The organism is Hymenobacter sp. BT559 (assembly GCF_016427535.1).
Classification (GTDB): Bacteria; Bacteroidota; Bacteroidia; order Cytophagales; family Hymenobacteraceae; genus Hymenobacter.
This window is the reverse complement of the sequence record NZ_JAELXV010000002.1, coordinates 887128-900991: the sequence shown is the minus strand read 5'-3', so window position 1 is coordinate 900991 and position 13864 is coordinate 887128. Positions and strand designations below refer to the sequence as shown.

At 60.6% G+C, this 13864-nt stretch carries 11 protein-coding genes; 9 read left to right on the top strand and 2 right to left on the bottom strand.

From position 1 onward, the window contains the following. The first annotated feature begins 29 nt into the window (after positions 1 to 29). Entirely contained in the window at positions 30 to 230 is a 201-nt protein-coding gene (locus tag JAO77_RS10290) for a hypothetical protein (RefSeq protein WP_198990257.1), read from the top strand. 165 nt (positions 231 to 395) lie between these two features. Here JAO77_RS10290 and JAO77_RS10285 read toward each other — a convergent pair whose 3' ends face one another. Further along, positions 396 to 1577 (bottom strand): OmpA family protein, encoded by a 1182-nt coding sequence (locus JAO77_RS10285; RefSeq protein ID WP_198990256.1) that lies wholly within the window; start codon positions 1575 to 1577, stop codon positions 396 to 398. A gap of 244 nt (positions 1578 to 1821) precedes the next feature. Next, positions 1822 to 2379 (bottom strand): hypothetical protein, encoded by a 558-nt coding sequence (locus JAO77_RS10280; RefSeq protein ID WP_198990255.1) that lies wholly within the window; start codon positions 2377 to 2379, stop codon positions 1822 to 1824. Positions 2380 to 2822: 443 nt separating this feature from the next. On the opposite strand from JAO77_RS10280, the gene JAO77_RS10275 reads away from it, so the two are divergent. From JAO77_RS10275 to JAO77_RS10240, 8 genes are all read left to right on the top strand, one after another. After that, the gene (locus tag JAO77_RS10275; protein WP_235998345.1) at positions 2823 to 3551 is read left to right on the top strand and encodes a polysaccharide biosynthesis/export family protein; all 729 of its coding nucleotides are present in this window, start codon (positions 2823 to 2825) and stop codon (positions 3549 to 3551) included. Between the two features lie 67 nt (positions 3552 to 3618). Continuing rightward, positions 3619 to 6006 (top strand): polysaccharide biosynthesis tyrosine autokinase, encoded by a 2388-nt coding sequence (locus JAO77_RS10270; RefSeq protein ID WP_198990254.1) that lies wholly within the window; start codon positions 3619 to 3621, stop codon positions 6004 to 6006. A gap of 30 nt (positions 6007 to 6036) precedes the next feature. After that, positions 6037 to 7617: a lipopolysaccharide biosynthesis protein gene (locus JAO77_RS10265; RefSeq protein ID WP_198990253.1), complete on the top strand. Its 1581-nt coding sequence runs from the start codon at positions 6037 to 6039 to the stop codon at positions 7615 to 7617. Beyond that, positions 7614 to 8828 (top strand): glycosyltransferase family 4 protein, encoded by a 1215-nt coding sequence (locus tag JAO77_RS10260; RefSeq protein WP_198990252.1) that lies wholly within the window; start codon positions 7614 to 7616, stop codon positions 8826 to 8828. Before JAO77_RS10265 ends, JAO77_RS10260 begins: the two co-directional genes overlap by 4 nt. Before the next feature lie 65 nt (positions 8829 to 8893). Then, a complete protein-coding gene (locus JAO77_RS10255; protein WP_198990251.1) occupies positions 8894 to 10183 on the top strand; it encodes an O-antigen ligase family protein in 1290 nt (429 codons plus the stop codon). A 69-nt stretch (positions 10184 to 10252) separates the two neighbouring features. Next, on the top strand, positions 10253 to 11272 hold the full coding sequence (locus JAO77_RS10250) for a nucleotide-diphospho-sugar transferase (protein WP_198990250.1): 1020 nt from the start codon (positions 10253 to 10255) through the stop codon (positions 11270 to 11272). After that, positions 11269 to 12552, top strand: a complete 1284-nt coding sequence (locus JAO77_RS10245) for a glycosyltransferase family 4 protein (protein ID WP_198990249.1) — start codon at positions 11269 to 11271, stop codon at positions 12550 to 12552. Before JAO77_RS10250 ends, JAO77_RS10245 begins: the two co-directional genes overlap by 4 nt. Then, positions 12549 to 13841 carry a glycosyltransferase family 4 protein gene (locus JAO77_RS10240; protein ID WP_198990248.1) on the top strand — a complete coding sequence of 431 codons (1293 nt, stop codon included), beginning with the start codon at positions 12549 to 12551 and terminating at the stop codon, positions 13839 to 13841. Before JAO77_RS10245 ends, JAO77_RS10240 begins: the two co-directional genes overlap by 4 nt. Positions 13842 to 13864 lie beyond the last annotated feature (23 nt).

Sequence of the window (13864 nt, the reverse complement as noted above, 5' to 3'; positions counted from 1 at the left end):
TTTGCAGTGTACTCTATTAGCTACTCCCTATGTCTCACAACCCAAAGTTTGGCCCCGCTGCGCAAACTCCTGAGCAACGCGCCTGGGTGCTCGAGCAGATGCAGCGCGTTATACCCGTTTTGAAAAAGGCTAGCCCCTACATACAGCAGCTATATACCCGCTACATAGCTGGCGAGCTCAGTTGGTCGCAGGTAAGCCAGACCCGCGCCGCCGAGAGCCAAGGCAGCTAAGCCGCTGTATACCCGACCAGTAACCTGCAGTAGACAGGCCGCCTAGGTTATGTGGCGTGGCCTAGCTGCGCAGCAAGTCGGTCAAACGGCCCGAAAAAGACACCTAGGGTCCTTTTTGATAGTATGTGGACCGGCAATACCTGAGCTAGCTAAGAAAGCAGCCAGCTATTTCTGCGTCACTTGCAGGCTCACGCGGTAGCTGAGGACTTGGCCGGCCTTAGCGGTATGCGGAGCGCTGCTATCGAGCGGCCCGTAGCCAACGGCCGTCAGGTGGTCGGCCGCTACGCCAAAGTTCTCCAGCGCCTTTTTGGCGGCTTCGGCCCGGCGCTTACTCAACAGCAAGTCGTTGAGAGGCTTGCCCGAGTTGCCGCTGTAGCCGCCAATCTTGAGCCTGGCTTCTGGAAAGCGCTTCAGAATACTGGCCACGTTGGCCAGCTGCCACAGCGCTTCGCTGTTGAGCTTGGCTTCGTTATCGGCAAAGGTGATGCGGTCAAACCCAATCCAGTTGCTGGCAGGGTCTGCGGGGCTGGCTTCGTCGGCAGGGGCGAGCAACAGCTGATAAAGCTTGCTTTCAGTCGATTTGGCTTTGATGGGCTGGAAGCTCCCGCTTTTGGGCACTCCTGGCTCTGCTGCATCGGAGGCCGCCGGGTAGCTGGCAGCCGCAGTGACCACGCCGGGGGCCGCGTCGGAGTCCGCCGCGTCGCTCCTTCGTAGCTTAAGAATGTAGCCAAACTCGGCCACGGCCACTACGGTCATCAACACCAGCAATAGATGGGCCGGCCTGGCAAGCCAGCCTGGCGCTGCAGGCGTTGCTTTAGGCAGGGGCCGCGGCGCGGCGGCCACCACAGGGGCCGGGCTAACCGGCAGCGGCGCGTGCCGGCGCGGCCGCAGCCAATCGGCTAGCTGCTGAGCCGTCCAGTGCTGCTCGGCCACCGCCTCGCCAATGAAAGTCAGCGCGGCGGCCGGCACCCGCTCGAACAAGTGGTGTACCGTAGCCACCGATACCTGTGCGGCTGCGGCTGTGGCGCTCACCGTGCCGTGGTAGCGGTCATCGAGTACTTGGCGCAGCAGGCTGCGGCCCGCCTCATTGGTAGCAGGTGTGCCCGGCGCAGCGGCAGCTTCACGGGCAGTGTTCCACAGCACTTCGCGGCTGCTGGGCTGGCCAGCCAGCTCAGCAAAGCTGCGCAGCGTCAGGCCAGCGGCTTGCGCAATGGCTTGCTGCAGGGTTGTGGGCTGCTCGGCAGCCAGTATATCGGCCCGCACCAGCTTGTGCTGGGCGATATATTTCGTCAGCTCATCCGGTAGTTGTTGCAGCGGCACCATGGGGCGAGCAGTGGCAGAGGTCAAGATAGTAGAAGTTCGATTTTAAGAAATTTTTTCCTAGGTACGTCAATATTTAGTTCAATAGCCTAACAACTTTTAATTATGCAAAACCCGTAAGCTAGCTTAGGCACTGACTCATAGAGCCAACCCCACGAAATAAACGGTTGTGCTTTCGCAGCGTAATAACCTACTGTGTTCGGCACCTAAGCGCGCACAAACTGAGTAAGTAACGGGTCACTTTGCACTTTTAGGCGTTACCCAAGCGCGGCTATAGGCGCTCTACCACACCGGTAGTATGCACCAAGAAAGCTGCGCTATCGAGAACCATAACACCGCTCCGGGCCCTAGTGCGGTACACGTGCACCAACTGGGCACCTAGGCGCGCGGTGTCTTTCACGCCGGCAAAGCTGTTGGCAGTGGCGAGCAGCGCGTCGTTGTGCTTGGTGGCATTGCGGTAGCGCGTTTTCAGCATTTCTACCCTGGCCGGGGCGGCGTGGCGGGCTAGTGCGTCATTATACTCGGCAAGCGCCTTATTCCTAGCAGCTAACGCGTTATCGAACTGCTGCATGGCAGCGAGGCCTTTGGTGGTAGCCTCACTCCTTTTAGTGTAAGCTACGGGACGGCCCCAGCGCACGGGCTCGTAGCCCGCAAAAGCAGCCTGATTGGCTGTTATGTAGGCAGCTACGGCCTGCTGGAGTGTACCGGCCGAGAGCGAGGCGGGGGTAGCGGCCTGGGTAGTGCCAGTGGGGGTGCCGGTGGCCGGAGCCGCTGGCGAGCTGCAGCTGCCCGCCGCGAGTAGCCCGGCCAGCACCAACGCTTGTTTCATAAAAATTAAATTGTACTGATGCAGACGCTGGGAGCAGTGCTCGCGGGGGCGGGCGCCGGCCCCTTGCTTGCATGGCCTCAGCTGCTTAGCGCGCTAGCAGGCCCTTACGGCAACCTAGGACTGGGAGTTGCCTTAGGTGAGGCACTTTGTTTATTCTCATTTCCGGCCAAACCCGACTCGCCTCCCAACGTAGCGGCGCACAACCTTACCCACCCCGTGTTCCGTATCTGCCGCCGAAGCTCGGTACCCAGCCCCTTATTTTAGAAGCTTACTCGGCCTTGCTGAAGCTTATCGGCCTTGCTTTGGTAGGTAGATAGGCAAATTGGCATCTGTATATCCTACGTAGCTTTACGCTTCATTTTCACCACTTTGATTAATTACGCCCACGCATGATTTCACGTTTCCGACTGCATTTAATTATTTTAGGGGGGTTACTGTTAAGCTTGGGCAGCTGCGTTACCCAGAGCAAGCTGCCTTATCTGCAAACCGGCACTTACTCGACGCAGAAGCCACTTCAGACCGAGAATATTCGCCCCGCGTATAAGCTGCAGCCCGGCGACGTGCTGAGCATTCGGGTGCAGAGCGTGCAGCCGGTGCTGAGCGACATTTTTAACGTGCCCGGCCCGCAAACCATCACGTCGAGCGACCCCGGCACCCTCTACCTCACCGGCTACGCAGTAGATGACACGGGCAGCATCAACCTGCCCACCGTGGGGCGGGTAAAGGTGCAGGGAATGAGCATGGAAGAGGTTCACGCCTTTTTGCAGCAAAAAGTGACCGCCTATGTGCGCGACGCCAACGTGCTGGTAAAGCTGCTGAGCTTCAAGATTACGGTGCTGGGCGAGGTGCGCTCGCCGGGCCGCTATTTTATCTACAACCCGCAAGCCACGGTATTTGAGGCCCTAGGTATGGCCGGCGACCTCACCGAGTTTGGCAACCGCGAGAACATCAAGCTCATCCGCCAAACGCCCAAGGGCTCGGAGGTGGTGCTCATCAACCTGACCGATGCCAACCTGCTGAAATCTCCTTACTACTACCTGCTGCCCAACGATGCGCTGTATGTCGAGCCCATGAAGGCGCGCACCAGCCGCGGCAACGCTACCAACCTAGGTATCGTGTTTGCGGGTATTTCGGCGGTAGTGCTGCTGCTCAGCTACATCGCTAACCGCTAGTACACAAGCTCTTTCTTACTACCTACTGGCCTCTCCTTCTGGGCCACCACTTATTCTGCTATAAAGTATGGACACACGCCCCGCTCCTTTTTCCGCCGAGCTAGACTTAAACGAGCTATTCTTTAACCTACGCCGCCGCTGGCCGGTATTCGTAGTATCGCTGCTGGTAGCCGGCGCCCTAGCCTGGACTTATCTGAAAGTGAAGTCGCCGACCTACGACTTCAAGGCAACGCTGCTCATCGGCGACCAATCAACGGGCTCGAAGCAAGCGCAGGAGCTATTGCAACTGCTGGACAGCAAGCCTAAGGGCCTAAAGCTAGAAGACGAGGTGGGCCTGCTCACTTCGTCGGACATGCTGCGGCGCACCCTAAACCAGCTGCCCTTTACGGTAAGCTATTTTGTGGAGCCCGACTCGTGGCTGAATGCAGTGAAGCCGCTGCAAGTGCGCGAGCGGGCGCCCGGCGACGTGCCCTTCTGGGTAATCCCGGCGCCTAACCGGCCCCAGCTCACGGGTGTGCCTATCTATGTAGAGGCGCTGGCCGACAATAAGTTCCGGGTGCACGCCGATGCCAAGCGCGGCGAGCTGCGCCAGCTTGCTACCGGCGACCTAGTGCGCGAGGTGCAAGATGTGAAGTTTGACCAAGTAGTGGCCGCCGGCGACACGCTGCGCAGCGCCCTGCTCACGGTAGTTTTCCGGCCCGAGCCCGACCAGCTCGGCGGCCAGGGCGGACACTACTTCTTCAAGCTCAACGACATCAATAGCTTGGTAGGCGACTACCAGACGCGCTTGAAAGTGAAGCCCACCGACCACGAGTCGCGCATTCTGGAGCTTACGACGCAAGGCACGGTGCCAGCCAAGGAAACGCAGTTTCTGAACACGCTGATGAACACCTACGTGCAAGACGACCTGAAGCAGAAAAACCAAGTGGGTGGCAAGACAGTGGCCTTCCTAGACAACGAGATTTCTAAGCTAGCCGAGTCGAAGTCGCGGGCTGGGCAGAACCTCAGCTCTTTCCGCGCTTCTAACAACGTAGTAGATGTAAATGCTCAGTCGGGCGCGAGCATTCAACAGCAAAGCGCCCTGACGGCCGACCGGGCCCGGCTGGTGACCAACCGCCGCGTGTACCAGAATATGCTGGACTACCTGAAAGCTCACCGCGCCCCTAGCGATGCCGTGACCCTCAGCAGCAATGGTGTAGAAGACCCGGCCACAACAGGCCTTATTCAGCAGCTGTCGGAGCAGAACAACCAGCGTGCGGCCCTAGCGGTGAGCGCCAGTGACATCAACCCCATTGTAAAAGTGGCGGATGAGAAAATAGCAACTACTAAAGAGTTGCTTATTCAGAACCTAACCAGCCTAGTTGCGGCCACAGACAACGCCCTGCGCGATGCTGACCAGCGCCTAGGTGCCGTGCGCAGCGAGCTTAACCGCATGCCTGAGAACGAGCGCCAACTGGGCACGCTCACCAATACTAGCACCTTCAACGAGAAGAACTACAGCTACTTGGTGGAGAAGCGCAACGAAGCAGCTATTGCCCTGGCTACCAACTCGACCGACAAGAAAATTGTGGACGCGGCCAAGCAGAGCGGCCTGGGGCCTTCGTCGCCAAAGCCGCTGCTGGTAGGCTTATTGGCCCTGCTGGCCGGCCTGGTGCTACCCGCTGGCTTGGTGCTGATGCAGGAGAAAACTAATAGCCGCGTGCAAAGCAAGGAAGACTTGGCGCGCCTCACCAACATTCCGATGCTGGGCGTGATTCCGCACGGCACGACCGAGGACAAGCAAACCATGCTGCACGACCCCCGCAGCCCCATTGCGGAGGCGTTTAGAGCGGTGCGGGTAAATATGCAGTACCTAGCGGCGGGCCTCGACAAGCGCGTAATTGGCGTGACATCGTCGGTACCCGGCGAGGGTAAAAGCTTCTGCACCGTGAACCTAGCCGCCGAACTGGCTCAGAGCGGGCGCCGCGTTATCGTGCTCGAATGCGACATGCGCCGGCCTACGCTGGCGAGCTACTTCGATATCGACCCGCGCCGCGACCACGGCCTGAGCACCTACCTAGCCGGCGAGAGCGCGCTCGACCAAGCCCGCCACACCACCAGCATAGCCAGCCTCGACGTGATTTGCTGCGGCCCGCTGCCCCACAACCCAACCCGCCTAATTGAGGGCCCGCGCCTGGCCGAGCTCATCCAGATGCTGCGCGAGGAGTACGACTACATTCTGGTTGATATTCCGCCGCTGGGCTACGTATCGGAGTTTTTGGTGCTGCTGCAGCACCTAGACGCTAAGATTTATGTGGTGCGTCAGAACTACACCGACCGCGCGCTGGTGGGGCAGATTGCCGAGATGCACCGCGAGCACAACGTCAAGCAACTGTACATGGTGATGAACGATGTACACTTTGCCCAATCCTACGAGTACCGCTATAAGGCCAATGCTTATAAATACGGGGTGTAAGGTACACTTCCTTTTTGCAAGCATAGTAGTATGGCAGTAACAACTAAAAACCTTGCCTCCACTGCAGTGCGAGGCGTACAGTGGACCACGGCCGCCACGGTGCTCACAGCCGTGATGCAAATCGGCTACACCGCTGTGATGGCGCGCCTGCTCGACCCGGCTGCTTTTGGCCTGGTAGCGATGGCGGGCGTAGTGCTACGCTTCGGCAGCTACTTCGCCGAAATGGGCTTAGGCCACGCGCTGGTGCAGCGCACCGACATCAACGCTGATGACGTGCGCGCCACATTTACGGCTTCGCTGGGCCTGGGCCTGGCGGTGGCTGCCGTGGCCTGGCTGGCCGCACCGCTCGCGGTGCTTTTTCTGGAAAACCCAGCCGTAGTACCACTGGTACGCGTGCAGGCTCTAGGGTTCATTTTGGTTGGCCTAGGTGCTACCGCCACTAGCCTGCTGCGCCGCGAAATGCGCTTCGAGGCCATCGCCAAGATTGAGGTGGCAGCCTACATCCTGGGCTACGGCGGGGTGGGCATCACGCTGGCCACGCTCGGGGCGGGTGTGTGGAGCTTGGTGGTAGCCAGCCTAGCGCAGCAGTTTTTTGCGGCCTCGCTCAACTACGCGGTGGCCCGCCACTCGCTGCGGTTTATTTTTCGCCGCGAGCCTTATGCTAAGCTGCTGGGTTACGGCGGCCGCGTATCGGTAGTCGGCTTTCTCGAATTTATTAATGGCAACCTCGACACGCTGCTTATTGGGCGGCTCCTAGGGTCAGTGCTGCTGGGTATTTACAACCGCGCCTACATGCTGCTGTACTTACCCATGTACTTCTTGACCAATAGCTTAGCGCGGGTGGCTTTTCCGGCGTTCAGCAAAATTCAGAACGACTTGCCGCGGGTGCGGGCGCTGTACCTTACCAGCAGCACGCTGGTGGCTACCGTGGTGCTGCCCGTATGCGCAGGCGTGGCGGTGGCGGCGCCCGAGTTGGTGCAGGTGCTGTTGGGGCCGCGCTGGGCAGCTTCGGTACCAATTTTGCGGGTGCTCTGTCTTTCCATTCCGCTGAGCATGACGACACTGTTTGCGGGCGTAGTAGCCGATGCGCGCGCCAACCTCCAACAGAAGATTATTCTTAACCTTGAATTCATGGCGCTCCTAGGCGGCTTGTTTTGGCTGCTGAAGGGCTATGGCCTGGCTGGCATAGCGGGCGCCATCGGCACGGGCGAGGTGGTGCGCACCTTCTTGTACATGCGCATCACGCACCGCGATATTAATATTCCATATTCGCGACTGCTGGCTATTTATAAGCCCGGCCTGCTTAATGCTGCGGCGGTCGGCCTTGGGCTGCTGCTGGTGGCAATGGCCGTTCGCCCGCTCCAACTGCCGCCGCTGCTGGCGCTACTGACCCTGATGGCAGCCGGAGCCATTGTACTGGGCACGGTGGTGCTGCGCTGGCCCTCCGACGAGCTACTACCCATGTTGCGGCAAGGCCTGGGCAAGGTGCGCAGCCTGCGGGCTGTGCCAGCCTCTTGGCAGCCCAGCTTGGCGCGTTACACCGATTTTCTGGACCGCCGGCCCGGCGTGCTCGCGGCTTGGGACGCCTTCGAACAACCCCTCGTGCCATGAACATTTTGCTGACTTCGTTGCAGGTGCCGGGCGCCGCCTCGGGGGTGCGGGTGCACTACGAGCGGCTGGCGGCCCTGCTGCGCGCCCAGGGCCACCAGGTAACGGTGGTGACCCAGGACAGCCTACGCCCGTGGGTGCGGCGCTCGATTGGGGTGGTGCGGCGGGGGCTGGGGCTGCTGCCCGGCCGCCTAGGTGCGCGCGTGGGCATCGAGCTTGGCAACGTGGCCGAAATCTTCTGCGCCATCGACCGCAACCAGCCCTACGATGTGGTAAACGCGCAGGATGTGAGCAGTGGCTGGGCCGCTCGCCTGGCCCTCGGCAACCGGGTGCCGGTAGTAGTAACCGGCCACTACAACGACCACCCCGGCGAGGAAGTGGTGAAGCAGCTTAGCTTCTCCCCTACCAGTTGGGCCGCCCGCTTCGAGGTAAGCTGGTATAATTTTCTGCTACGCCGCACAAAGTTTTTCCTAGGTATCTCGGAATACGCACTGCAGCTTACGCTGCCCTTCTTGCCCGCTGGGGCGCGCACGGCCGTGGCGCACAATGGGGTGGACATGGCAGCTTTCGCGCCCGCACCTAGGTCTAGTCAGAGCACTGCGCCCGACCTACGGGCTATGTTTCCGGGCCGGCCCATTATTCTGAATATCGGCCAGCTCGAACCTCGCAAAAACCAGCGCTACCTAGTGGCCGTGGCGGCCGAGCTGCGGCACCTGCACCCTGGCTGCGTAACGGTGCTAGTGGGCAAAGGCGAGGACGAAGCCTTGCTGCGCAAACTCATCGCGGAGCAGGACCTAGGCGACAACGTGGTGCTGCTCGGCTACCAAACCCAGGTAGCCGCGCTACTGCACGGCGCCGATGTGTACGTGCACACCGCCGCTCGCGAAAACTGCCCCTATGCTGTGATTGAGGCCATGGCGGCCGGCTGCCCTACCATAGCCCTGGCTGCCGGGGGTAGCCCCGAGCTGCTAGCGGCTACGCCCGAGGCCTCGGTGCCTCAGGGCACGGCACCGGCCGCGCTGGCCGCCCAGCTAGCCACGCTGCTCGACAACCCAGCCGCACTGCGCGACCTACAGCAGCGCCAGTATGCCTACGCGCGTACTCGCTTCGACGTGGCCGCAATGGTGCGCAATACGTTAGCCTTTTACCGCGAGGCGGCGGGGCTAGCCCCGCTTAATCCGCCGCAGCCGCAGCCCCTAGTGGCGCATGCCTAGCGCTACTCTACCTCGCCCTACCTATTTCTTTTCCGCTAGTTAGTACTTAGTTAGCATGATATCGCATGAAAATTAACTTGCGCTTTATCCTGATTCTGCCCTTGCTGGCCGTGCTGGCCACCAATGCGGCGTTTTGGGAATTTATATATGGCCCGCAGGTCGACCAGGAGCCGGAGGGTGTCAAGCTTTACACTTACTTGCTGTTTGCGCTGTCGGTGGCGTCCATCGTGCTCTACGGGCGCTATATGGAGCCTCTGATTCGCAAGTGGATGTACGTGGTGCTGGCGTGCATTGGGGGGCTGATGCTGGAATCGTACGCCGACCAGGGCTCTTGGATGGCGTATCCGCACGTATTTAGCAAGCTGTTTGTGCTGCTCATCATGTTTGGCATCTACGCCTTTTACCGGCGCTTTGGGCTGCCTTCGATGAGCCAGCTCATCGGGGCGCTGGTGTTTGTACTGCTGGCCAACCTGCTGGTCTTTCACCGCGACTCGCTGAGCTTGTCAGCTTTTGCCGAGAATGAGCGCGGCTTTGGCTCGGCGGCGGCCTATTTGTTTGTGCCAGTGGCGCTGTACTGCCTCAACCGCTATCTCACCCACGGCAACATCCTGCTGCTATTGAGCTTCTTGGTGTGCCTACCGCTCATCATTTTCCTGCAGCACCGCTCGGTATGGATTGCCACGGCCATTGCTGTGCCGCTCGATTTACTGCTGCTGCTGCGCACGCCGGGCGCCAAGTTCTCCTTTACCAAAGTGGTGATGCTAGTGGGCCTGCCCGCCATCTTGGGTTCGCTGGGCGTGACAATGGTCGTGCTCAACAACCCCGAGGTGGTAACCCGCATGCAGAAGAACGTGGAGGACATGGCCAACGCCGACAAACAAGGCACTGGCAGCTGGCGCCTGAAGCAGATAGAATCGTACATGCCGCTGGTAGAAAAGCGCCCCGTAGCGGGCTGGCGACTTGAAGGCTTTGAGGTGCCGATGCAGTTCTACGACCCAAGCAGCGACCAGCCCATGTGGGCCGACCGCACGGGCCACCACTTCCACAACTTTTACCTCGACCGTGCGTATTATTTCGGCATTATGGGCATTCTGATGGTGGTGCTGGTGCCCCTCATTCGGGTGGCGCAGCGGCTGCTGCAGCGCGGGCCCATGCGTGCCGATACGGCCCTGCTTATTTCGTATTTCGGGTGCTTGCTGGTGTTTGGCGCCTCCTACGATTGGTCAACCTACCACTTTGGGCTGCTGGGGCTGCTGCTAGCCGCCGTGGCCGAGCCCGAGCCTCAGGCCCAGTCGCTACCCGTTTACGAAACGCCGAAGTGGGCCTCTGAACCGGCCGAACTGGTGGCTTCGTAAGTCGTGCGGCCGCCGTGCTGCTACTATCCCTAGGTCCCTCTATTCTGTTCTTACTAAGCCAAGCTACTTATGGCCCAAGCTGCTCCCCATCTTTCTTCTGCTGAAGCGTTAACAACCCCAGTTTTACTGCTGATTTTCAGCCGCCCCGATACTACCCGGCGCGTGTTCGAAACCATTCGGCAAGCCCGGCCCACCCGGCTCTACGTGGCGGCCGACGGCCCCCGCGCCGGCCACCCCACCGATGCCGTGCGCTGCGCCGAAACCCGCGCCGTGGTGCAGGAAGTCGACTGGCCGTGCCAGGTATTCACGCTGTTTCAGGAACAAAACCTGAACTGCGGGCTGGCCCCGGTCACGGCCATGAACTGGTTTTTTGAGCACGAGCCCGAAGGCATTATCCTGGAGGATGACTGTGTGCCATCGCCGAGCTTTTTCCGGTTTTGCGCCGAGTTGCTGGCCCGCTACCGCGACGATGCCCGTGTGATGCACATCGGCGGCAACAACTTCGGTTCGGAGGCCAGCAAGCCCCTAGGGCCCAATGACCCGTCGTATCACTTCTCGACGCAGCGCAACAGTTGGGGCTGGGCTACCTGGCGCCGCGCCTGGCAGCTCTACGACTATCACCTCACTGATTTTGAACGTGTAAGAGCAGCGGGCGAACTAGATAGCACCTTCACGGGCCCGTTCGAAAAGCGCTACCGCATGGGCAAGATGGCCGGCGTGCTGGCCCTGCCACAGCCGCCCGATGTGTGGGACTACCAGTGGGAGTACACCATTGCCCGGCACCAAGGTCTCTACATTGTGCCAGCCGTGAACTTGGTGGGTAACATCGGGTTTGGCAACGGCTCGACGCACACCCACGACGGCAACGACGTGATGAGCGCTGTGCCCGCCCGCGACCTAGTTTTCCCGCTGCGCCACCCGGTTGCAGTAGCCCAGGACCGTAAACGCGACAACCGCCGTTTTAACGAGTTTTTGATGAGCCGCATTTCTACCATCTTGCGGCGCTTGTTTGCCGGGCAGAAGCCCGTAGCTTCGGGTTTGCAGAGCCCTAAACAGCCTGCTTCCAAACTAGCTACCACAGTATCATGAACGTTTTGGTTTCGGCTTACGCTTGCAACCCCGCCCGCGGGGGCGAGGAAGGCATTGGCTTTAACTGGATGCACGAGTGGCATCATACGGGCCATGCGGTATGGTGCCTCACCACGCCCGCTGGCCGCCCCGCGCTCGATGCCTATGTGGACCACCTAGGGCCCGACGAGCAAGCCCGCATGCACATGCACTACGTGCAGGTGCCCAAGGTTATCGACTTCTTATATCGCTGGCAGTTTGGTGTTTATCTACACTATATCGTGTGGCAATTTCTGGCGTGGCGCGTGGCACGGCGCCTCACCAAGCAGGTGCAGTTTGCCCTAGTGCACCACGCCTCCTACGGTAGCCTCCAAATGGCGTCGTGGCTGTGGCGGCTGGGCCGGCCTATGGTTATTGGCCCGCTGGGTGGCGGGCAGCACGCGCCCGCTGCCTTCAAAAACTACGTGCCCGACTGGTTCAAAACCGAAACCTTGCGCAATGCCATTGCCTGGCTGCTTACCACCTTCGACCCCAACGTCCGCCAATCCTTACAGCATGCTACACTTGTACTCGCCACAAATACCGAAACTGCCGCTAAAGTAAAAGAGCTAGGCGGGCAGCGCGTGCAGATGTTTGTAGACTCTGGCTTACCCGATAATTTTCTACCTGAGCAGTTTCCGGTGCGTCCCGAGGGCGAAGTGCTACGCATCTTGTGGCTGGGCCGGCTCGTGACGCGTAAGGCCCTGCCACTGGTGCTCGAGGCCCTAGGGCAGGTAAACCCGCGGGTCCCGTTTCACCTCACTATTGTGGGTGATGGGTACCTAGGGCCGCAGCTGCCCGACCTCATTCGGCAGCACGGCCTGGAGGGGCGCGTGACGTGGACCGGCACGTTGCCCTGGCTGGAGGTGCGCGAGATGTACCTCACCCACGACGTATTCATGTTTGCTAGCCTGCGCGACTCGTTTGCTATGCAGCTGCTGGAAGCGATGGGCGCTGGCCTACCCATCATCACCCTCGACCACCAGGGTGCGCGCGACTTTATTCCGGCCGCGGCCGCCCTCAAAGCGCCCGTAACCACGCCCACCGAAACGGTAGCTGCACTGGCCCGCGCAGTAGAGGATTGCTACGACAACCCGGCGCAGCGCGTAGCCATGGGCCGCGTCGGCTACGCGTATGCCTGTACCCAAACCTGGTATTTACGTAGTCTACGCCTTCAGCAATTGCTAACTGACCTATCGCCTACCGCGGCGCTTAGTCAGCCGGGTGTAGCCGCCCGGCAGGCTATTTACTCACATTTATGAAGCTGCTCCTTTCTGCGTATGCCTGCAACCCAAACCACGGCAGTGAAGAGGGCAATGGCTTTAACTGGCTTTGGGAGTCGGCGGCGCTGGGCCACGAGGTGTGGTGCCTGACCACCCCACGCGGCCGGGCCGACCTTACCAAGCTACTAGCCGACCGCGCCGCTGACCCGGTGGCCCAGCGCATTCACCCGGTGTACGTGGCTGCGCCCAAGTTTGCAGATTTTGCTTATCGCTGGCAGATTGGCGTATATCTGCACTACATCGTGTGGCAGTACCGGGCGTGGCGCGCCGCGTGCCAGCTCGATGCGCAGGAAGATTTTGGGGCCGTGCACCACGTCACGTACAACAGCCTGCAAATGGCGTCGTGGCTGTGGCGCCTCAAGAAGCCTTTGCTTCTAGGTCCGCTGGGTGGCGGGATGGTAGCTCCTAGGTCGCTTCGCAAGTATTTGCCCGAGTGGTTTAAGACCGAAACGGTTCGCAACGTTATTAGCAGCCTGCTCACGGCCTTCGACCCCAACGTGCGGCAGTCTATGCGCCACGCGGCGCTGGTAATGGCAGCCAATAGCGACACCGCGGCTTTAGCCCGTCGCCTAGGTGCCCGCAAAGTGGCCCTGACAATGAGCGCGGCCCTACCCGAAAGCTTCCGCGCCACGACCTACCAGCCCCGCCCCGCGCTGGCGGGCCGCGAGCTGCGCATCTTGTGGCTGGCCCGCATTTACCCGCGCAAGGGGCTACACCTCACGCTGGCGGCCCTAGGGCAAGTTGACAAACGTGTCAAGTTCCATCTCGATATTATGGGCGACGGGCCGGTGGGGGACTTGGTACCCGGCTGGATTGCCGAGGCTGGCTTGCAAGGGCATGTGACCTGGCACGGCAGCGTACCGTATGAGACTACGCGCGTAGCATACCTCAGCCACGATTTGTTTATGTTGTGCAGCCTGCGCGATACTTATGCTAACCAGTACCTAGAATCTATGGCCCTAGGGCTGCCCATCCTGACCCTCGACCACCACGGCGCCGCCGACTTTATTCCGGACACGGCCGGCATCAAAGTACCGGTGCAGTCGGCTGAGGCCACCACTGCCGCCCTGGCGCGCGCCGTAGAGTACCTCTACGACCACCCCGCCGAGCTTGAGCAGATGGGCCGCGCCGGCATCGACTTTGCCGCTAGCTACACGCGCAAAAAGCTGGTGACTGGCCTCTATCAGCAAGCAGCTGAGCTGGCCCCCGAGCTGGCCGGCCTGGCTCCTCAGCCCAAGCCCGTGGCCGTGGCGGCGGCCTCCGTTTAGCCTCGCTCTTATTGCTCTCTTTC

Bases quoted from the DNA above. Each gene is read 5' to 3' on its own strand.
- JAO77_RS10290 (WP_198990257.1), top strand. From the start codon at position 30: ATGTCTCACAACCCAAAGTTTGGCCCCGCTGCGCAAACTCCTGAGCAA.
- JAO77_RS10280 (WP_198990255.1), bottom strand. From the start codon at position 2,379: ATGAAACAAGCGTTGGTGCTGGCCGGGCTACTCGCGGCGGGCAGCTGC.
- JAO77_RS10270 (WP_198990254.1), top strand. From the start codon at position 3,619: ATGGACACACGCCCCGCTCCTTTTTCCGCCGAGCTAGACTTAAACGAG.
- JAO77_RS10265 (WP_198990253.1), top strand. From the start codon at position 6,037: ATGGCAGTAACAACTAAAAACCTTGCCTCCACTGCAGTGCGAGGCGTA.
- JAO77_RS10260 (WP_198990252.1), top strand. From the start codon at position 7,614: ATGAACATTTTGCTGACTTCGTTGCAGGTGCCGGGCGCCGCCTCGGGG.
- JAO77_RS10255 (WP_198990251.1), top strand. From the start codon at position 8,894: ATGAAAATTAACTTGCGCTTTATCCTGATTCTGCCCTTGCTGGCCGTG.
- JAO77_RS10250 (WP_198990250.1), top strand. From the start codon at position 10,253: ATGGCCCAAGCTGCTCCCCATCTTTCTTCTGCTGAAGCGTTAACAACC.
- JAO77_RS10245 (WP_198990249.1), top strand. From the start codon at position 11,269: ATGAACGTTTTGGTTTCGGCTTACGCTTGCAACCCCGCCCGCGGGGGC.
- JAO77_RS10240 (WP_198990248.1), top strand. From the start codon at position 12,549: ATGAAGCTGCTCCTTTCTGCGTATGCCTGCAACCCAAACCACGGCAGT.